Genomic DNA, 20,321 nt, shown 5'->3' on the forward strand with positions numbered 1-20,321 from the left:
CCTACTATTATTGCAGCGGTGGTGCGTTCCAAAGCGGATTTTCGTGCATTTCCGAAATCAATCTTGTTTTTTGTTCTTCTCTTGTTGCTTCTTTTTGTTTTCCGTCAACATTATCATCTTCGTCAATCCATACTAAATACACAATTAACTGATTAGGAACGTGTTCAAATCCTTTTTTTGCTACTCCCGATATAATGTATCTATTATATTCATCTGTATCTTCAATTGTATAATCAAATCCATAATTAATTTTTTCAAGATACTCTATTATAAAATCATCATCTTTTTTGTACTTGTTAGCCGTTGTTTCACTGCTTGTACTATATTCTGTACTGCCATTATCTTTATAACTGCTATTCGCACTGCTTGATGTTTCTGTGCTTGAAGTATTTGAATTGTCATCTAAATTTTTATGTAGTGCAACCGTATTTACTTTATCCATAACAGGAGTCATTACAAGACATATGATTAACGATATAAACAATACTATTGCCGACTTTTTCATATTAGCACTTTGTTTTGTTAAATTAGGGTTTAATGCAAGATATTTAATTAATTCCTTATTTATAAAATTATATTTTATAAATGCTATAATACAAACAGGCAAAACTAATACTTTTGTTACTACCGACAATACGGATAATATGTTTAGTATCAATTTCAGCACACCGTCATCAAACCAAAATGCTTTATCATAAAACGGAATTAATATAAGTGTAGTGGCTATAAATGTGATAATTGTATAAATACATGATTTTCGTTTCTTTTCTGTTTTGACGTAATCATCATTATTATTTATATTACATTCAAAGAAGCGTTTCACGGCATTTTTTGTTTTATTGACAGTTTCGTCCTTTACCGCTTTAAATTCATCACTTTTCAAATATTCTTGCGTCTGTTTTGCTTTTTCAACAACACTGTTTTTTACGTTCTGCATCTGTTCGCTCTGCAAAAACTCCTGCGATTTATTTACTACATTCTTTGCAGCTTTTATCGTTTCGTCTTTCAAATTTTGTGTCTGCTCATTCAGTAAATTATTTTGTGTCTTCTGAATGATACTATCCTCGTTTTCAACTTTAGTTCCACAATTCATGCAAAATTTAGTATCCTCAGTCAATTCTTTTCCGCACTTTGTGCAAAATTTGCTCATCGTTATACCTCCCTAATTTTAATTATTCTATAAGTATTATATCATATTTTGTCTACTTGTCAAGGTTTACGTCTTGTATATTGTGTCAATGAACAACAAATTATATTAAAATAATATAAAGGAGGCGATTCAGTGAACAATATCAATTACGTCAATCTCGGCGAAAAAATTAAATCTACTCGCAAAGAACGCGGATACACCCAAGAAAAATTGGCAGAAATATGCGACATTTCCACAGGTTTTCTCGGGCATATCGAACGTGGTACAAGAAAGCTTTCTTTAGATACATTATTTTGTATCGCAACGGTTTTAAATGTCAGTATAGATTATCTTTTAATAGACTCGGCAAACAAATCAGACAATTTTCTTGAACAAATGGATTCGGTTGCTCGTTCTTTAAATCCGTCAGCCTACAATTCTTTTCGCAAAACCGTTAAAATTCTTGCGGAACATATTGATGAAATGTAACAAAAAAGACTTTCTATATCTACCGTTTTCATTATATCGGTATTCATATAGAAAGTCTTGTACTTTTTGTCCAATTTTAATTTATTTCCAACATTCCGTTGTAATACACATCAACCGTTGAAGACGCTCCGGTCAAAAACATATAATATTTACCTTTATGATTATAATGCGGCATTCCATCCGTACTCAACAAATTATCATACTTCGTCTTTGCCATATCGTATGCCTGCTCGCTTGTGAAAGCCTGTATTGACAAGATATCATTAATCGATTTACACTCTCCGCTTGTATCTGCCTTAACGTTCACAGTTCTTTTTTCCTTATCATATTCCACTTCCGCACCGAATTGTTCGGCAAATATTTTCAAAGGAATATATATTGTGTCGTTTATCTCGGCAGGCTGACAAGAAGATATTGTTATTTGCTCATACTCGTACGGATACGATGTTTTTATATTTTCATCATGCGTCACATACAAATTCCAATCCATATCATCAAATGACGAAAAGAATATTATTGTCTTGTCATTCATTATTGTAATTCGCTTTTCGCTGTCACCTGCCCAAGTTCCGCTGTCATAATATGCGTCAAGTTTTATCTCACGCGGGAATGTATCATACGGAACATATATTTCATCGTCAATCATAAGCACAGGATTATTTTCAAGTATAACTCTGTTTCCGTTTACATTCATCTGAATATCTTTTTTCAAAACCTCATCAGCATTTATTGAACTTGATGATTTTGTATCGGACGTCGTTTTGACAGTTATTTCATTACCGTTTAATTTTAGAGTTCCGTCAGTGTTGTCTGTATGAAAATCAACCGTATTATTATTTATCTCAGCCGTAACATTGTTTATACTGTATATACCGCCGTTATCCTGCTGTTGCTTTAAATTAAACGTCATTATGTTATTATCCACACTCAAAACCTCAAGCGAAACATTGCTGTCATTATGCCACGTTCCGATATAATCGTCATATCTGTTTTCGATATGTGTCTTTAAATTCATCACAAACACACAGCTCACAACCGCTATGCACAAAATTAAAATGGTCAAACCGATTGTCACACCGTTAATAAATTGCATTGACATAGCTCGTTTAAGCTGTTTGATACTTTGGTATCTTTGCATTGGATCAAGACGTTTGCATTTTTGAGCAATCCCTAAAAGTCTGCCTTTCGCGCCCGAATATTTCATAAGCTGTTCTATTGTTGCACCGAATGCGTATATATCGGTTTTATAATCGGTAGGCATCATACCGAATTGCTCGACAGGTGCATATCCGACCGTTCCCAAAACTGTTGTATCTTTTCTGACTTCGTTGTTTACAATTCTTGCAATATCATAATCTATCAGCCAAATATGTCCTTCAGAGTTCATAATTATGTTGTCTGGCTTTATATCTCTGTGTATAATACTGCACTTATGCAAAGCCTCCATTGCAGATACAAGCTGTTTGGCTATCGAATTTATTTGACCTTTTGCAAATTCAAAGTGATTTTCCATAAATTCATTTAATGTTATACCTTGAACAAACTCCTCAATCACAACGGTTTTATCCGTCAATTCCACATCATATATCTTCGGAATATGATTGTTATTGATTTTTTGAAGCATTTTATAGATATATCTAATATCATCATTTACAGAACGCTTTATAAATCGTTGATTTGTTTTCGGATTGTAAATCACTTCGATTTTCTGCCTGTCATCATTCTTTAATACTTTTTCTAAAACAAAATCTTCCAAATTCGTCCACTCCCCTCTTGCAAATAATGTCGATTTATACTATACTGTAAGTATAATACAATGTTAGGAGGATTGTCAATGAAAACCATAACTCAAGAATTACTCGACGGCTTGAAAAATGCCGATGATATAAAGGCTTTTCTTGATTTGCATGAACAAGATTTTTTATCACAATCGCTTATTGACTATTTAAACGAATTGATGAACGAAAAAAATATAACCGTTGCACAAGTCGCTAAAAATTCAGGTATCGGTGAATATGTTTATAAAATTTTCAACGGTGAAAGAAATGCAAAACGTGATACACTCGTTGCGATTTCATTCGGTATGCACTTGACTTTTGAAGAAACACAGTTGCTTTTGCGTATTGCAAAATTTGCTATTCTTGATTCACGCGACCGCCGCGACGGAATTATAATTTATGCTTTGATGCACGGTTTAAGTATATTTGAATGTGACGATTTACTTAACAATGATAATCTCATAACCTTTGTATAAAAAATCTCCGATATTTATTCATCGGAGATTTTTACTATATAAATTTTAATATAATCAAATTGTGCTTTTGAATAAGCTTTTACTGCTTTAAAGTTCAGTCCTACAGGCGTTATATCTGTTGTGGCGATTTAATATTTTTATAAGGCACAGTCATTTGAATGACGGTATGTTTCCTGTGCCAATGTTGCCATAACCGTGTCATAAAAACGTTTATCCTCAAACAATTTTGAAAACGCCTTCATCTGTTCTATATAACAATCCTGTGCAACCTGCTTAAACACCTCAGGGAATATCGACTTTGTATAAACTTCCTCATCATTTTTCTGTGCCTGACGGTTTAGTTTCTTGTTTTCCTTTGCCCTGTTGTAAAGTGTTTCAACGATGACTCTGTCGCCCTCCGAAAAAATACCGTCAAACCGTTCATTTATTTTGCTGATTATTTCTTCAAGCAAAGCATCTTCTTCTGGCATAAATCCTGCCGTTTTTAATGACTTCGGATTTTTGAGCGTTTTTGCTGTTTCCGCCGGTGCTAAACCAATATCTCCATGAAAATCCTCTTGGTCTTTCACCTCATCTTCCGCAAGTCCTTCAAGCTCGGCATATTCCCTTACAGTATCTTTGATTTTTTCTAAATGTTCTCGGTGGTTTGTTGTATACGCTTTTAAACACTCACGTACGCTGTATTGATAAAAAAAGCCTGTATATTCCGTAATTTCTTCTATCGGCATATAGTATTTATGAGCATACTGTGTACTTTTGTAAGTCTTAAATCGCCACGCTCCAACGTGTAACAGGTGTTGTCGTAAAACAAGTACCTTTTGCCCGATAACTGCAAATATATTTCGTAAGTATCATGATAATGCTGAACAGACATATTGTGCTTGTTTTCACTTTTCAAATATTGAACATATAACTCGTTATGTGAAGAAAATGCTGTTCTTTTCATATCCTTTTACCTCTTTGTGTAATGATACATTAATATTATCACATTTTCTTGTCGTTGGCAATTATGAGTTCACAATCGCCGTTCTGCTATCGGCATCCCAATCTACATCGTATTCCATATTTTCCGAAAGGAAACGTAGCGGTACCATTGTTTTGCCGTTTACAAGTCTTGCTGGCACGTCCATTTTAGCGGGTTTATTATTTATTCTCGCATTGACGTTATCTATTGAGAATGTCAATGCCTTATTATCAAGCGTTGCTGTTGCTGTCTGAGTTTCGCTATCCCATTCAACATATGCTCCCATTTGCTCGAACAAAAATCTCATAGGCACAAGCGTGCTGCCATCTTCGATAATCGGCGGTTCATCAAAACCGAGAATATCCCCGTTAAACTTCACATAAATAGGATTATTAGGCAATTTTTCACGCAGCTGTGAAAATACTTCTTCCTTATCACCAACATAATAGTCACGATAGTCTTCTATTACTATCTCATCTCCTAATTCGAATACTTTCTGTATAACGTTCGTCTTTATATCTATAGGAAGATACGCCCAATATACACCATCATTTGAGAATGCTAATACAGTATTGTTTTCAGTTTTATATTCATTATCAGGCACCACTTCACAAATGTATGAACCTACTTTACTTACACGACAAGGTTCATGTGCTTCATATTTTATATCAATGAGCTTGTCGTCAGAATATAGCATATGATTAATGAATAATTTATCATTTATCTTTTGCATATTAATACCATCACCATAGAATGATTTTATTATGTCATTTTCAACTTTTGTCCATTCAACACAATCTGTGCTATAATAAATTTCAAATGAAAATCTATATGCTTTCAAAATACCACTGGAAGGGTCACCGTTAACTCTATACATAGGTAAAACATTTTCCGTTGCTATAAAAATCTTATCATCTATGAATTCCAAATTATTTATAAGATTAGGAATTTGATATGTATTCAATATGGTATTAAAATCCTCGGAAAGCCTATACATATATTTTGTGTGATTAGCATCAAGATAACCATGATGCTTCTTATAAACCAAATAATCGCTACCGGTCCAAACATACTTATACCCGAACTGGCCAAATTTCATTATATTAGGTATTTCTTCATTTCCCTCTACTTCCGTAAAATCTGTTCCATCTTGTGATATTTTCGGTGGATATGAAGTCGTAATCCATTCTTTGCCACTCCATATTATATTTTCATCCATATGTTTTCTGTTAAATTCAACACTGTTTAAGTATTCTGCAGCATATGATACTTCACTGAAAATAGCTATTATAACAAATAGTGTTATTGCCTTAATTATTTTTTTCATATATTTCACCTCATTTTATCATTGCTGTTCTACTATCGGCGTCCCAATCTACGTCATATCCCATATTTTCCGAAAGGAAGCGTAGCGGTACCATTGTTTTGCCGTTTACAAGTCTTGCTGGCACGTCCATTTTAGCGGGTTTATTATTTATTCTCGCATTGACGTTATCTATTGAGAATGTCAATGCCTTATTATCAAGCGTTGCTGTTGCTGTTTGAGTTTCACTATCCCATTCAACATCTGCTCCCATTTGCTCGAACAAAAATCTCATAGGTACAAGCGTACTGCCGTCCTCGATAATCGGCGGTACGTCAAAGCCGAGAATATCATCGTTAAACTTCACATAAACAGGATTATTAGGCAATTTTTCACGCAGTTGTGAAAATACTTCTTCCTTATTGCAAGCATAATAATTTCTATAATCTTTTTGTATCAATATTTCATCGCCTAATTCTGATACTCCTTGTATATTTGCCTTATCTACAATCATATATGCCCAATATATGCCGTCATTCGAGAATGCTAACACTGTATTATTATCAGTTTTATACTCATTTCTATAGTCAATTTCACAAAGATATTGACCTACTTTGTATTTAGGATAACCTGAATATGTTTCATATAAAATTTTAATCACATCGTCATTAAAACATAAATTATTACCAACAAACAGTTGATTTCTAAACTCAATTAAATCACACCCTTCAAAATCAAGTTTTCTCCATTCAAAATAGTCTGTACTATAATAAATACCATAATCATCGGAACTAATGCCAATAACTCGATCTCCATCTTTTTTGGGATATACATTTTTTGTTGATATATAAATCTTGTCATCTATAAAAGCCATTTGAGTTATCCAATTCGGAATTTCGTATATATTTAATATTTGTTGAAAATCAGCTGAAAGTCTGTACAAATACTTTTGCATATTATATTTCCTATAATCAGGATTGCTTTGATATACCAAATAATCGTTTCCCGTCCACACATAATTATAACAATAATTCTTTAGTTCTTCCTTGACGTCTTCATTTTCTTCTACACTCATAAATTCAGTAGCATCTTGCGATATTTTCGGTGGATACGTATCTGTAATCCATTCTCTGCCACTCCACATTACGTCATTATTCATATACTTTTCAGTAAATTCAACACTGTTTAAGTATTCTGCAGCATATGATACTTCACCGAAAATAGCTATTAGTAAAAATAGTGTTATTGCCTTAATTATTTTTTTCATATATTTCACCTCATTTTATCATTGCAGTAGCACTTCTTACTATTATAATAACATATGTTGCATAAATTGTAAACCAAAATAATACATTTACATACAAAAAAGCAGTCCATATTATATGAACTGCTTTCTTTCATCAATATATTATTGTTTAGCTGACAATGAAATTGTGCTTGAACCCGAATATGTTCCGTCTGTAACCAAGCCGTAGTTTCCGTTTGTGAACGTTCCGCCTGTTACCGAACCGCCATAGTTTAGAGTATATGTGTCGCTTGACATTTCAGGTGTTGATACAAGTACCCAAGAATATTGCTTTGACGGTACATAAGTTACTATCTCATTACCGCTTGAATCTGTAAGCTTAAATGCCTTTCCGGCTGACTGTGTTGAAAATCCTGAACTTGATAAACTTCCTCCACCGAATCCGCCGCCAAAACCACCGCCGCCTGACGTTGAAGCAGACGTAACAACATAATACTGTGAATTTGTTGCCGCCGTTGGTGTGACCGCCATATCAGATGTACCTGCACCGATTACAATACCGCCTGTTATCGTCAAAGTATTGTTATTGTCGCCTACATCAAATACGCCGTTACCGCCGCTTGTAGGACCGTTTACAAGTACAATACCGCCAGTGATTACACCGTCACCGTTTGAGTCAAATCCATCACCCTCGGCTTCAATATAAAGCAGACCTCCTGAAACTTCAAGATAACCGTAGCTTGAACTGTCCTCACCGCCCCAGTTAGGTCCTTGGTTTCCGCCGCCAAAACCGCCCGGTCCTGCAAATTCGGCTATATCATCACTGCTTAGAGTAATTGCGTCCGCTGTCGGCTCATCACCTGCCGCATTTGCACCGTCATCGGTTGACACGATACACGTTTTACCGCCTTGTACATATATTTTTGCAGCCTCAATACCCTCATAACTCTTTGTTATGTTTATATCCGCATTATCTGTTATATACAAATAGCTGTCGCCGTGTACACCGTCATCACCTGCGGCAATATCTATATCACCGCCCGATATACGAACAGTGTTATTTGAATGTATGCCGTCATCATATGTGTTTATATTAAATGTACCGCCACTGATATTTACAAGACTTCCTGCTTTAACACCTTTACAGCTGTCTGTTGTAGATGAATTATTTGAAGATACCGTTGCAGGTGCTCCGCCGTATGATTTCAAATTAAATGTACCGTCAGAGATATTCATAATATTTTCAGCTTGAATACAATCCATTTTTGAATCAACCGTTATATCTCCGCCTGTAATCGTGATATTACCTGTACCGCACTGAATACCGTCTTCACTGCTTGTTATATTAAATGTTCCGCCACTTATTCCTATACTTCCCTGTATATATTTTTTTAAGGTTGTTCCGTCTGATTCATATGTAACTTCATTTACCTGTATGCCTTCTTTAGCTTTTATAATTGTAATTTCGCCGTTTGATACATTAACGCTCTTTACTGCCTTTATACCGTCCTCGCCGGCTGACATATTGATTGTACCGCCTGTGATATTAATACTTCCGTCACCGTCTGCGATTGTCGGATTGTCCTCGTCTATGCTTGACGCGTTCGCTTTTATAGCGTTGCCTGTTGATGTGATGTTTATTGTACCGCCCGATATATCACATAGCATTGATGCTTTGATACCGTCACTTGTTGATGTTGTGCCGTCCTTTGTGGTCGTTCCAGTTGTCAATGTAACTGTATCGTCTGCGATTTTAACAGTTCCGCCCTCTAATATATCGCCGTCATATGCAGGATCTTCGTCTGATTTTATCGCGTCACCGTTTGAATTTACAGTTACATTACCGCTCTCGACAGTTACCGAATCATTACCCTTTATACCGTTGTTCGCAGCCTCGGTTACGTTCAACGTCAAATTCTTTATTGTAACGTCAGCCTTACAGCCGATTGCGTTGTTATATGTTGAGCTTACCTTAAGTGTACCTTTACCTTTTATCGTCAAATCATTTTTACTGTATACACACGCATTGACTGTTTCTTCATTGTATGTTGCGGTTGATGTGAATGAATTTGTCGTGCCTTTTTTAGCCGAAAGGTCAACTTTACCTTTTGTTGCCGCAAACGGTGCACCTGTTGTTGAGGTTACATTCACGCCCTCAAGGTTTATAGTAACTTCATCTGATTTTGCAGGCAATGCTACCGCTATTTGACCGTCTGACAAGCTACCTGTCACTGTGTATTCACCGGCTTGTGAAATGGTTACGACAGAGCCTTCCGCTGTTGCACCTGTTCCGTCAACGGCTATTCCGTCATCACTTAATGTTATAACAGCTCCGTATGTTGTCGGATTGGCCGTTGTTGTTGGTGTATCTGTTGTGGTCGGTTGAGCTGTTTCACTCGGTGTTTCCGTTGCGGTTGGCTCATATGTTTCAGTTGGTGCGTCTGTTGTGGTCGGTTCATCCTTTACAGCAGGCGTTTTTGTTGTGGTTGGTCCATCCGTTACAGTAGGCATTTTTGTTACACTTGGTGTCTGTGTCGTGCTCGGATTTTCTGTCGGTTCTGAAACACCGCCTTTATATATCTCGCCTACAGGTTTCATACTTCCGTCCCATATGAAGCACTTCAATGTTTCGGTATCTTCGTCAAATTCAATCTCTTTACCGAAGTTAAATACTCCGCTGCTTGTGATACTGTCAACCGTATAAAGTCCTTGTAATAATTTATCTTTATATACCGCCGCATATATTTTATAACTACCGCTTTTTGTAACATCTACCGTTACAGTTCCGTTTTCGGCATCTATGCTTTTAATTTGTGCATTATTATCTGTTTGCGCCGACACAACACCCATTGACATAACTGTCATAAAGCTTGCAGTCAGCAAAGCCGTAATTTTGCGATGCACTTTGTTCATAAAAATTCCTCCTAAACTTCGTTTTGATATATAATTCGCAATTTATATCGAAATTTTTGGGGTAATATGAAAATTTTTTATAAAAAAATGCAGAAACTTTTTGTTTCTGCATTTCAAATTATTCTCCGTCAAAATGTGGCATTGAATCTTCACCGTTTCCATGCGGTTCACTCGGTGGCGGTAAAAAAACATTTCCGTCATTCTGTTCCGGTGGAATATCGTTCTTACTTCCTCCAAAATCATTTGATTTATTCGGACCTGTCGGTTCATTAAAATCAGGTGACTGATTATTTCCGCCGTTCGGCTCATGTGACAGATTACCGTTGTCTGGCGGTGGCTGTGGATTTTCGTAAGGTTTATTCGGTGGTTCATTACCGCCGTCAAAATTCGGTCTTTGCGGTTGTGGCGGTGTATTGTCTTTATATATATCATTCGGTTTATCATGATTTTGTGGTTGTGGCGGTTGATTATTAGGATTGTCCTGTGGCGGCTGTTTATTGCCATTATCAGGTATAGGCGGATTAATTTCCGTATCACCGTTAGGTTTATCCGTATTGTTGTCCAACGGTTTATCTTGATTTTGATTTGAATTATTAGGTCTGTTACCGGATGTTGTATGACCGCCGTGACTTGTCTGTGGTTTTATTTCTTCTTTCAGCTCGTCTTGTTTCGGCTCTGTCGTTTTTATAGGTTTAACTGTTTCCGACGGAACAACTATTTCACATTGATTGTCCGATTTATACTTATCTTCATGTATCGGTCTAACCGTAGGCTCTTCAGATTCGGGTACAGTATCATTTTTTACCTGTGGCTTATCTGTAATTTTAGTTTCTTCTTGAATCGAATCAGGCAATGTTTTTGTTATAGAATTATCAAATATCGTATCATTCGACTTTTCTTCTGTAATCAAAGTATTAACCTTTTTACTTACTGTGTCGATATTTTTCGATTGTCTTACATTTGTAACTCTGCTTACTTCTTGTACTTCTTTTGTCGGTACAGTTTCGTTTTTTGTTCGAACGGTCGGTTGAAGTATTTGTACACTATTTGAAATATTCTTGTTTTCAGATTTTTGAACAGGTATACTTTCCTGTTTAACTTCTGCTTTATTTTCAGTCTTGCTTTCGGTTTTGACTTCCGATTTATTTTCAAGATTTCTTCTAATCTCTTTTACAGACTGATTTTCAAGTTTATGCACATTTTCTTCTATACTGCCGCCATTTTGTTTCGTATATTCGGCAATAGCTCTTGCTTTTGCAATAGATACACCCATTTCTTTTGCATTTTTCAAATCGGCTTTATCGGCATTTTCAATAATAACCTCTACATCACCGTAATTTTTATCCGGCAATTTAATTTTGCCTATACCGTCAACCACTTCAACGATAACATCTTTATTATGCTCATTCAAATATCCGATTTCTTCCGACTTTTTTATAAGTTCGTCCATACTCTCCGACACACTCATACCGCTTACATCGGTTTTTGAAAGCAATATCTCCGCATCATCATTAAGCGGTTTTGTATTAATAACCCTGTTGTAAATATTAATCGTCATCATAACACTTGGGTTAATATCCACACTCATATATTTTGCAGGCACAAAATATGAACTTATACCGCCGCACACAACAATAAAACTTGCCGCAGCCGCAAGAATTTGCCCCTTATACTGCGGTATTTTCACTTCATCGCCGACAGAATAATTTTTGTTTTTTACCTTTATAAAATCGCTGTTTTTTGTAAGCAAAACCGCATATCTGCCCTTCACGGACACAATAACTCCGCTCATATTTCACACCTCCCTCATATTGAAATATTCGGCAATGGCAGGATAATCCTGAGTTATAGCAATAACCGCCGTTATTATGTATTTCCTGTGACGTTCGATAGCTTTTCTGTTCAGCTTTATATTATCGGTAATCTCTTTTATCGGCAATATGTGCTTATTCATAATTATATCGACAAGTTCACTGTTGTTTATAATATAGTTCACCACATCAAAACAAAGCCGTTTCGTTTTACGACTTTTCGGACTGACCTCCGCAAGTTCAAAAAATGATATTTCAAAATTGCTGAGTTCCTCCGTAAGTGATTCAATTTCCCACTTCAAATCGCTTTTATCAACGGTATGTATTTCAAATTCAATCGTTTCACCGTCTGAATTTTTTTTCCAACGCAGAAAACGGCACTGAATTATGTTTTGCCTCACGCCTTATACTGTCAATAATTCTGTTTCGTATAACAGTCTTTGCAAAGCCGAGAAAATTACCTTTATTTTCATTATAGCCGTCAATCGCGTCGCCAAAAGCCACCATAGCAATGATATACTCATCATCACTTGTCGTAACACTTCTTTTAAGTACCTTGCTTGCAGCTGCCAAGATGAAATTTTGGTATTCACCGATTAAATCATTTTTCAGTTTTTTATCATTTGTAGCTTCTGCCACTCTTTCTTCTAACTTCATCTTTCAATATATTATTCGTATTCTCTTTCATAAAAAATGGGGTAGTTTTAAATCTTGCATTTACTTTTTATTTTATATTTGTATCGTATTACAAATATAATTGCTCTGACAAACCAATCAATCGTCATTGCAATCCATACACCGAGTACACCAAGTCCGAGCCATTTGGCTATTACCACGCTTGCACCTATTCTGAATATCCACATCGACAAAATTGCAACTATCATTGTAAACATTACGTCATTTGCGGCACGAAGTGAATTAGGCAATGCAAACGAAAGCGGCCATATCGTACAAGTACAGATTGCGTGATACCATATAATTTGTTTTGCGATCTCGGTTGTTTCACTTGATAAGTTGTACGCTTTTAATATAAGCGGAAGTATCGCAACCACAACTACATTTATTGCAACGACAAACACATATATCGTTTTCATAAGTCGCTTTATGTAAAAATCAAGCTGTTTATAGTCGTTTGCACCGACACACTGACTTGATACGGTTAATATAGCCTGACATATCGCCATCCCCGGCAGTATCTGAAACATTGCTATTGTGTTTGATACCGCATTTGCGGTTATAGCTCTTGTGCCAAATGCCGTTACTATTGTAAGCACCAATATTTTACCAAGCTGAAACATTGAGTTTTCAAGCGAATTCGGTATTCCTATTCTAAGTATCTTTTTAATCATTCGCCAATCGAATTTCAGCTTAAACGGTCGGTCAATATGTATCTGTAAATCTTGATTTCCTAGTCTTACAACAATCACAACCGCCGCAACTATTCTTGATATAAGCGTTGGTATTGCCGCACCGGCAATTTCCATATGAAAACCGTAAATAAGTATAGCATTACCGACTATGTTTACAAGATTCATAATAAGCGATGTGTTCATTGAAACCTTTGAATTTCCCATTGCACGGAATATAGCCGCACCCGCGTTATACATTCCGATAAACGGAATTGACGCCGACACTATGAGCAAATATGTATTTGCATAATTTGCAACATCATCTTCAATCTGTCCGAAAACGGTATGAAGTATAAAATTTTTCAGCACATACACGATAATCATTACAAACAGTGCAATAAGCGTTGTAAATATAAGCGTTTGGTTCGCTGCTTTGCATGAATTATGCTCCTGTTTCATTCCTATATACTGCCCTGCAACGACAGCTCCGCCTGTTGCAAGTGCCGTAAATATGTTTATAATAAGTATGTTTACAGTATCAACAAGCGATATTGCCGATACCGCCGATTCTCCGACACTCGCAACCATCATTGAATCTATAAGACCAACAGCAATAGTCAAAAATTGTTCTATTACAAGCGGTACAATAAGTTTTTTTAAATCAATTTTACTAAACAAATAATTTTGAGGAATTTGCCTCAAGATGACCACTTCTTCCTAATAATTTCATACGAAAATACACTATTCTTACGAATAGTGTATTTCGTGATTTAACCACGCAAAAAGCCTTCGATAATCTTTGCCTCCGCCTCTTCCGAAGTAAGGCCAAGAGTCTGCAATTTTATAAGCTGTTCTCCTGCGATTTTTCCGATTGCCGCCTCATGTATAAGTGACGCGTCAATATCGCCTGCAAATAAAGCCGGTGCGGCGTTAACCTTACCGTTTCCGACAAGTATTGCGTCACATTCGGAATGTCCCGTACAACGGCAGTTACCCTTTATTGTCGAATGATATTCCTGATACGAATTGCCTTTTGCAACCGAACGTGACACCAAATCAACACCAGAATCTTCACCGTTAAGTTCAACCTCAAATTCAGTTTTAGCCTTTTCATCACCGTCTGTCATAATTCTTTCGTGTATGATAAGCTTTGCTCTTGCACCGAGTTTACCCGATGTTTTTCTTACAGTTGAATCAACACCGCTAAGCTGAATTGTATCCATTTCAAGTACGGCATCGTCTTCAAGATATGCATCTGTTACAGGATCAATCGTTCTTTTTCCGACACCCTTACCTGTTCCGATATGTTTTTCTTTATACAAAATGTGTGCACCTTTACCGATAAAGAAACGGTGTATTCCGTTATGTCGTGCATCGTGACCGTCTGATGTATGCACACCGCAACCGGCAACAATAATAACGTCTGCACCTGACTCAACATAAAAATCATTATATACAAGGTCGTCTACATCACCATGTGTAACGCAAGCCGGTATATAAACTGTTTCCTTTTGTGCATTTTTGCTTATGTGTATAACAAGACCCGGTCCGTCCTCTTTTGAATCAATCTTTATATTCGGAGTAGATTGTCTGCCAGCGCACTGACTGTCCTCACGAATGTTAAATGCCGCCGTTTCAAGTTCGTTGCCTTGAATGTCGGAAACGATTTTCAAAAATTCTCTTGTTATTTCATTCATCAGTTGTTCTCTCCTTTCTTATCCTTACCGAGAGGACACTTTGACTCTTTTTCTTCTTTCAAAAGTTGAGGAAGAACATCTTTACCCTCACCAAATGCACGAACATTACCGTCCGCAATCACAACTATATAGTCCGCAATTTCAAGTATACGTTCTTGGTGCGATATTACAAGCAAGGATTTTCCGCTTTCGTTTTTAAGTTTTTGGAACGCGTCAATAAGACTTGTAAAGCTCCAAAGGTCAATACCTGCCTCAGGCTCGTCAAATACAAGTATCTTCGCATTTTCACGCGATAAAACGGTAGCAATCTCAATTCTTTTGCTTTCACCACCCGAAAGACTTGCGTCAACATCTCTTTCAATATAATCTCTTGCACAAAGACCGACTTCACCGAGTACGGAGCATATCTCTCTTTCGGACAATGTTCTCTCTGCCGCAAGATTAAGCAAATCTCTTACTGTAACGCCCTTAAAACGCACAGGCTGTTGAAATGCGTATGCAATGCCGTTTTTTGCACGTTTTGTAATATCCCAATCGGTTATATTCTCACCGTCAAGCAAAATTTCACCCGAATTAGGCACTTCGAGTCCTGCGATAATCTTTGCAAGAGAAGTTTTACCGCCACCGTTCGGACCTGTTATAACGGTCATTTTGCCGTCAGGTATTTCTAAATCTATACCCTTTAAAATTTTATCTCCATCAGGAATTTCCCAACTTATATTTTTAAGTTCAAGCACTTTTCAATGCTCCTTTCGACTGTTTATCATTAGTTATGATAACATAATATTCATTGAATTATAATTTTATCATAAAACAATACCGTTGTCAATTTTATCTAACAAAAAATGAGCGTTCCGTAAACGCTCATTTAATCATTAATTAATTACTTTGTTTCAAGAATTTTATCAAGGCTTACAAGTTTTACGCAAGTAACGAAAATTTCACATGCCTGCTTTAATTCTTCTGTTGATGGGAATGTCGGTGCAATACGAATATTTGAATCGTGAGGGTCTTTTCCGTACGGATATGTTGCACCTGCCGGAGTCATAACAACGCCTGCGTCTTTACACATAGCAACAACCTTTTTAGCACAACCATCCATTGTATCGAAACCGATAAAGTAACCGCCGTTTGGCTTTGTCCATTTTGCTATGCCTAAATCTCCAAGTTCCTTGTCAAGCATCTCAAGCACAGCTTCAAACTTAGGTCTTATAATATCTGCGTGCTTTTTCATATGCTCAAGCATACCGTTGAAGTCACCGAAAAATCTTGCATGACGAAGTTGGTTAAGTTTATCATGACCGATAGTCTGTACCGACATCTGCTTTTTAATAAAGTCAAGGTTAGCCTTTGACGCTGAAATAGCGGCTATACCCGAACCCGGGAATGTAACCTTTGATGTTGAACAGAACTTAAATACCATATCAGGATTACCTGCTTTTTCACATTCTTCAAGAATTTCAAGAATGTGGTCTTGGTGGTCCTCATATAGATGATGTATGCAGTATGCGTTATCCCAATAAATTCTGAAATCCTCAGCCGCCGGCTTTAGATTTGCAAAACGTCTTACTGTTTCATCAGAATATGTTATACCCATAGGATTTGAATACTTCGGTACACACCAAATACCCTTGATTGCCTCATCCTTTGAAACAAGGTCCTCAACCATATCCATATCAGGTCCGTCCTCAGTCATAGGAATATTAATCATTTCAATACCGAAAAATTCTGTAATTGCAAAATGTCTGTCATATCCCGGTACAGGACACAAGAACTTAACTTTATCAAGCTTTGCCCATGGAGTTGAGCCCATAACACCGTGCGTCATTGAACGGGCAACTGTGTCATACATAACATTAAGACTTGAATTACCGTAAATTATAATATTGTCTACGGGACATTCAATCATTGCACTTAGAAGTCTTTTAGCCTCAATTATACCGTCAAGCACACCGTAGTTACGACAGTCAACGCCTTGTTCACCTACAAGATTGTAGTCGGTAAGTGTATCAATCATTCCCATAGAAATATCAAGCTGTTCGGTATTCGGCTTACCTCTTGACATATCAAGTTTTAAACCCTTAGCCTTTAGCTCATCATATTTTGCCGCAACTTCTTTGCGGATTTCCTGTAATTCTTCTTTAGTCATTTCTTTGTATGACATCAAAAACCCTCCTTAAAACATTCCACTTTGTTTTATTATACCACACACTGTATAATCAGTCAATTAAAAATGTTACAAATAACGCAAAAAGCCTACTTTAATATCTGTTACTTTACAATAAATTTGTACTCTGTTGTAAAATTATATTCATCGCCGACCTTTAAAATAGGAGCAATAAAGTGACTGTTCTTCATACCGTTTGGGAAATACTGCGTTTCAAGACAAAATGCCTGATGTGTACTGTATTTTGCACCTTCTTTATATATCCCCTCCGGAAGTCCGTTTGATGTATATAACTGAACACCCGGTTTATCTGTATACACTTCCATTGTTATGCCGTTTTCAAGGCACTTTGCAATGGCACAAAGTCTGTAACCTCTGCCCGAAATCGCAAAATTGTGGTCATAACCGCCGAACATTTCTATTTGTTCAAAATCTGCGTTTATATCCTGTCCTATCGGCTTTGGTGCTCTGAAATCGAACGGCGTACCCATAACAGAAAGTACTTCGCCTGTCGGCATACATTCACTGTCGTTCGGTGTATAAAATTCCGAATTGATTTGAAGTATCTGATTATCGATTGTACCGCTTGCGTGTCCCGCAAGATTGAAATAAGAATGATTTGTAAGATTCACCACTGTATCCTTGTCTGTCACCGAACTGTAATTAATTTTCAGTGCATTTCCCTTTGTTAGAGTATATGTAACAGTTACTTTAAGTGTTCCCGGAAAACCTTCCTCACCGTCCTCTGACACGATTGAAAGTTTCAATGACGGTTCTTCCCCGTCAACTTCTTCCGCACTCCAAACCTTTTTATCAAAGCCGTTTATTCCGCCGTGCAAGCTGTTCTTGCCCTCATTAAGTCCTACATTATATTTTGTACCGTTAAGCTCAAATTCGCCGCCTGCAATTCTGTTTGCGTGTCTGCCGATAAGTGCGCCAAGAAAACCGTCGTTATTTAGATAATCTTCCATCGTTTCGCGTCCAAGCACAACGTCGGTTTTAACACCGTTCTTGTCCTCTACATAAAGATTTCTGACAATACCGCCGTAATTTAAAATTCTCGCACTTACTCCGTTGCCGTTATCAAGTAAATATGCGGTTATATCCTGTCCGTTTGGCAATGTTCCGAACAATTCTTTTGTTATAGCCATTATTTTCATCCTCTCAATAAAAAAATTCCTTGTGAAAATTTTATCATCATCACAAGGAATTGTCAATCTATTTATTTAAGAGAAATGTACATATGTATCTCCATATTATCCATATCGTCACCTGCTTGGTATTCTTCAAAGTCACACACAAACGAACGGTCAAGGTTCATATTCCAAACCTTTTGCCAAAATTCCTGCACCGCCGTAACAACGTTGCCTTTTACAATAAATTTAGCATATTTTCCGCTTGGTATTGTAATCACTTCGTAATTCTGATTTGTGCTGTTCACCTCCGCACATATTGAAACGGTATAGTCACCGTTTGGCTGATACTTATGATACATACCGATTGATTTGTTATTCGTTTTGTCGTTAATCTCACCGTAGACCTTTTTATAAAATTCGTCCCATAAACCACCGATAATCTTCGGCATTTCAGGTGATTTGTTGTTGGTTACGGCTGATATGCCCACCGCTTTCTTTTCTTCGAGATTTACAATTTCATATTCCATTTTGTTATCCTCCTTTAACTTGATACAAGAAGTATAACACACCTAATATGACATCGTTATGTCATATTATAAATAATTGTTTATCATTTTCTCTATTTTCGTTTTAATTATATCTCTTATGTATGTTGGTTCAAGCACTTCCGCATACTCCCCAAACGACATTATATAGCCGTAAAGCCATTCATTTTCGGGATATGACATATTCACAATAAAATCGCCGTCCGCTGTTTTTTCTGCGTCTTGAAATTCGTCATAAACACGGTATTCGGCATTTTTGCTTATTTTCAATTTTACATTAACACAAATATTTTCATCGTCATTATCATATTTATATTCACACATTTCACGTTCAAAATGTTCGTTTGTCACTTCAACATCCCTTATTCGTGACAACCTAAACATTCTGTAATCATCGGCTTTTCTGCAATATGCGATAAGATACCACGATTTACTTTTAAAATACAGTTTAAGCGGCTCTGCAATACGCTCGGAAATTTCGCCGTTACTGTTTATATACTTCAGCTTCAGTGCAAATCGTTCAATTATCGAATCTCTTATTTTATCGAAAAAATTCTTTTGTTCCACATTCCAATCCGAAAAGTCAACGTCAATCCATGAACTGTCGTTAGATTTAAAAAGTAATGACATTTTATCCGCAATGCCTGTTTTTTTAACATTCGGCAACACTGACATAGCAGTAAGTGCCGTTATTATCGCACTTTGTTCTTCCTTTGATATAACCGACTTGTCCAGTATAAAATTATCAAGAATAGATATTCCGCCACCTTTGCCCTTGGTGGTGTAAATCGGTATTCCGGCACCCGACAGGATTTCAATGTCACGATAAATCGTACGGCTTGATACTTCAAATTTCTTTGCCAATTCATTAGCCGTTACGGTCTTTTTGTCAAGCAATATGTATATAATTTCAAATAATCTGTTAATTTGCATAATTTCACCTTTATCTATGTACAAAAAAAGGAGCTACAAAATTGTAACTCCTTTAAATGACTTTTACGCAAGTTTTGCAAGTTTAAGAGCAAGCTGTGACTTCTTTCTTGCAGCGTTGTTCTTGTGAAGAATACCGCGGTTTACACTTTGGTCAAGCTTCTTTGCAGCTTCGTTGAAAAGCTGTTGAGCTTCTTCCTTGTTGCCTGCCTTTGCAGCAGCTTCAAACTTTTTGATAGCTGTCTTTAGAGCAGTCTTGTGAGCCATGTTGATAAGAGTCTTCTTTTCTGTAACTCTTACTCTTTTTTTAGCTGATTTAATGTTTGGCACTTTTTTACACCTCCACGAAATTTAATCTATAATACCGTAATATTATACATCATCGCAG

General features: G+C 36.6%; 20 protein-coding genes. 2 read left to right on the plus strand and 18 right to left on the minus strand.

Features of this window, described 5'->3' with window-relative positions:
• Window positions 1-7: 7 nt before the first annotated feature.
• Window positions 8-1,150, minus strand: coding sequence for a zinc ribbon domain-containing protein (locus ACSAMO_RS01740; RefSeq protein ID WP_499209679.1), 1,143 nt, complete (start codon window positions 1,148-1,150; stop codon window positions 8-10).
• Window positions 1,151-1,282: 132 nt separating this feature from the next.
• Between ACSAMO_RS01740 and ACSAMO_RS01745 the strand changes: the two genes are divergently transcribed.
• Window positions 1,283-1,618 (plus strand): helix-turn-helix domain-containing protein, encoded by a 336-nt coding sequence (locus ACSAMO_RS01745; RefSeq protein WP_022229868.1) that lies wholly within the window; start codon window positions 1,283-1,285, stop codon window positions 1,616-1,618.
• Window positions 1,619-1,694: 76 nt separating this feature from the next.
• Here the strand turns inward: ACSAMO_RS01745 and ACSAMO_RS01750 are convergent, their stop codons facing one another.
• Window positions 1,695-3,374 carry a protein kinase domain-containing protein gene (locus tag ACSAMO_RS01750; RefSeq protein WP_499209680.1) on the minus strand — a complete coding sequence of 560 codons (1,680 nt, stop codon included), beginning with the start codon at window positions 3,372-3,374 and terminating at the stop codon, window positions 1,695-1,697.
• A 78-nt stretch (window positions 3,375-3,452) separates the two neighbouring features.
• Here ACSAMO_RS01750 and ACSAMO_RS01755 point away from each other — a divergent pair, with 78 nt between their 5' ends.
• Complete coding sequence (locus tag ACSAMO_RS01755) at window positions 3,453-3,872, plus strand: helix-turn-helix domain-containing protein (protein WP_499209681.1); 420 nt, start codon at window positions 3,453-3,455, stop codon at window positions 3,870-3,872.
• Window positions 3,873-4,009: 137 nt separating this feature from the next.
• On the opposite strand, the gene ACSAMO_RS01760 is transcribed toward ACSAMO_RS01755, so the two are convergent.
• The 16 genes from ACSAMO_RS01760 to rpsT form a co-directional block, all read right to left on the minus strand.
• Complete coding sequence (locus tag ACSAMO_RS01760) at window positions 4,010-4,600, minus strand: hypothetical protein (protein ID WP_499209682.1); 591 nt, start codon at window positions 4,598-4,600, stop codon at window positions 4,010-4,012.
• Entirely contained in the window at window positions 4,591-4,818 is a 228-nt protein-coding gene (locus ACSAMO_RS01765; RefSeq protein WP_147514962.1) for an AraC family ligand binding domain-containing protein, read from the minus strand. The genes ACSAMO_RS01760 and ACSAMO_RS01765 overlap by 10 nt, the downstream gene beginning before the upstream one ends.
• Before the next feature lie 61 nt (window positions 4,819-4,879).
• Entirely contained in the window at window positions 4,880-6,163 is a 1,284-nt protein-coding gene (locus ACSAMO_RS01770; protein ID WP_499209683.1) for a copper amine oxidase N-terminal domain-containing protein, read from the minus strand.
• 10 nt (window positions 6,164-6,173) lie between these two features.
• Complete coding sequence (locus tag ACSAMO_RS01775; RefSeq protein ID WP_499209684.1) at window positions 6,174-7,406, minus strand: copper amine oxidase N-terminal domain-containing protein; 1,233 nt, start codon at window positions 7,404-7,406, stop codon at window positions 6,174-6,176.
• 141 nt (window positions 7,407-7,547) lie between these two features.
• Window positions 7,548-10,298: a carbohydrate-binding domain-containing protein gene (locus tag ACSAMO_RS01780; protein ID WP_499209685.1), complete on the minus strand. Its 2,751-nt coding sequence runs from the start codon at window positions 10,296-10,298 to the stop codon at window positions 7,548-7,550.
• 118 nt (window positions 10,299-10,416) lie between these two features.
• Complete coding sequence (locus ACSAMO_RS01785; protein ID WP_499209686.1) at window positions 10,417-12,090, minus strand: anti-sigma factor domain-containing protein; 1,674 nt, start codon at window positions 12,088-12,090, stop codon at window positions 10,417-10,419.
• A 3-nt stretch (window positions 12,091-12,093) separates the two neighbouring features.
• A complete protein-coding gene (locus ACSAMO_RS01790; RefSeq protein WP_147364909.1) occupies window positions 12,094-12,510 on the minus strand; it encodes a hypothetical protein in 417 nt (138 codons plus the stop codon).
• Entirely contained in the window at window positions 12,452-12,766 is a 315-nt protein-coding gene (locus ACSAMO_RS01795; RefSeq protein WP_118445679.1) for a sigma-70 family RNA polymerase sigma factor, read from the minus strand. Before ACSAMO_RS01795 ends, ACSAMO_RS01790 begins: the two co-directional genes overlap by 59 nt.
• Window positions 12,767-12,813: 47 nt before the next feature.
• The gene (locus ACSAMO_RS01800) at window positions 12,814-14,160 is read right to left on the minus strand and encodes an MATE family efflux transporter (protein WP_499209687.1); all 1,347 of its coding nucleotides are present in this window, start codon (window positions 14,158-14,160) and stop codon (window positions 12,814-12,816) included.
• A gap of 68 nt (window positions 14,161-14,228) precedes the next feature.
• Window positions 14,229-15,155, minus strand: a complete 927-nt coding sequence (locus tag ACSAMO_RS01805) for a SufB/SufD family protein (protein WP_118445678.1) — start codon at window positions 15,153-15,155, stop codon at window positions 14,229-14,231.
• Window positions 15,155-15,892 carry an ABC transporter ATP-binding protein gene (locus ACSAMO_RS01810; RefSeq protein WP_022229503.1) on the minus strand — a complete coding sequence of 246 codons (738 nt, stop codon included), beginning with the start codon at window positions 15,890-15,892 and terminating at the stop codon, window positions 15,155-15,157. The genes ACSAMO_RS01805 and ACSAMO_RS01810 overlap by 1 nt, the downstream gene beginning before the upstream one ends.
• 146 nt (window positions 15,893-16,038) lie before the next feature.
• Window positions 16,039-17,322: an aspartate aminotransferase type Ic gene (locus tag ACSAMO_RS01815; RefSeq protein WP_118445677.1), complete on the minus strand. Its 1,284-nt coding sequence runs from the start codon at window positions 17,320-17,322 to the stop codon at window positions 16,039-16,041.
• Window positions 17,323-17,426: 104 nt separating this feature from the next.
• On the minus strand, window positions 17,427-18,473 hold the full coding sequence (locus tag ACSAMO_RS01820) for an aldose epimerase family protein (RefSeq protein ID WP_499209688.1): 1,047 nt from the start codon (window positions 18,471-18,473) through the stop codon (window positions 17,427-17,429).
• A gap of 71 nt (window positions 18,474-18,544) precedes the next feature.
• Entirely contained in the window at window positions 18,545-18,985 is a 441-nt protein-coding gene (locus tag ACSAMO_RS01825; protein ID WP_499209689.1) for a GyrI-like domain-containing protein, read from the minus strand.
• Window positions 18,986-19,051: 66 nt separating this feature from the next.
• Window positions 19,052-19,936, minus strand: a complete 885-nt coding sequence (locus tag ACSAMO_RS01830) for a helix-turn-helix transcriptional regulator (protein WP_499209690.1) — start codon at window positions 19,934-19,936, stop codon at window positions 19,052-19,054.
• A gap of 63 nt (window positions 19,937-19,999) precedes the next feature.
• On the minus strand, window positions 20,000-20,263 hold the full coding sequence (gene rpsT, locus ACSAMO_RS01835) for a 30S ribosomal protein S20 (RefSeq protein WP_117965903.1): 264 nt from the start codon (window positions 20,261-20,263) through the stop codon (window positions 20,000-20,002).
• Window positions 20,264-20,321 lie beyond the last annotated feature (58 nt).

The sequence above is a fragment of the Ructibacterium sp. SJQ-7 genome, from assembly GCF_054696575.1.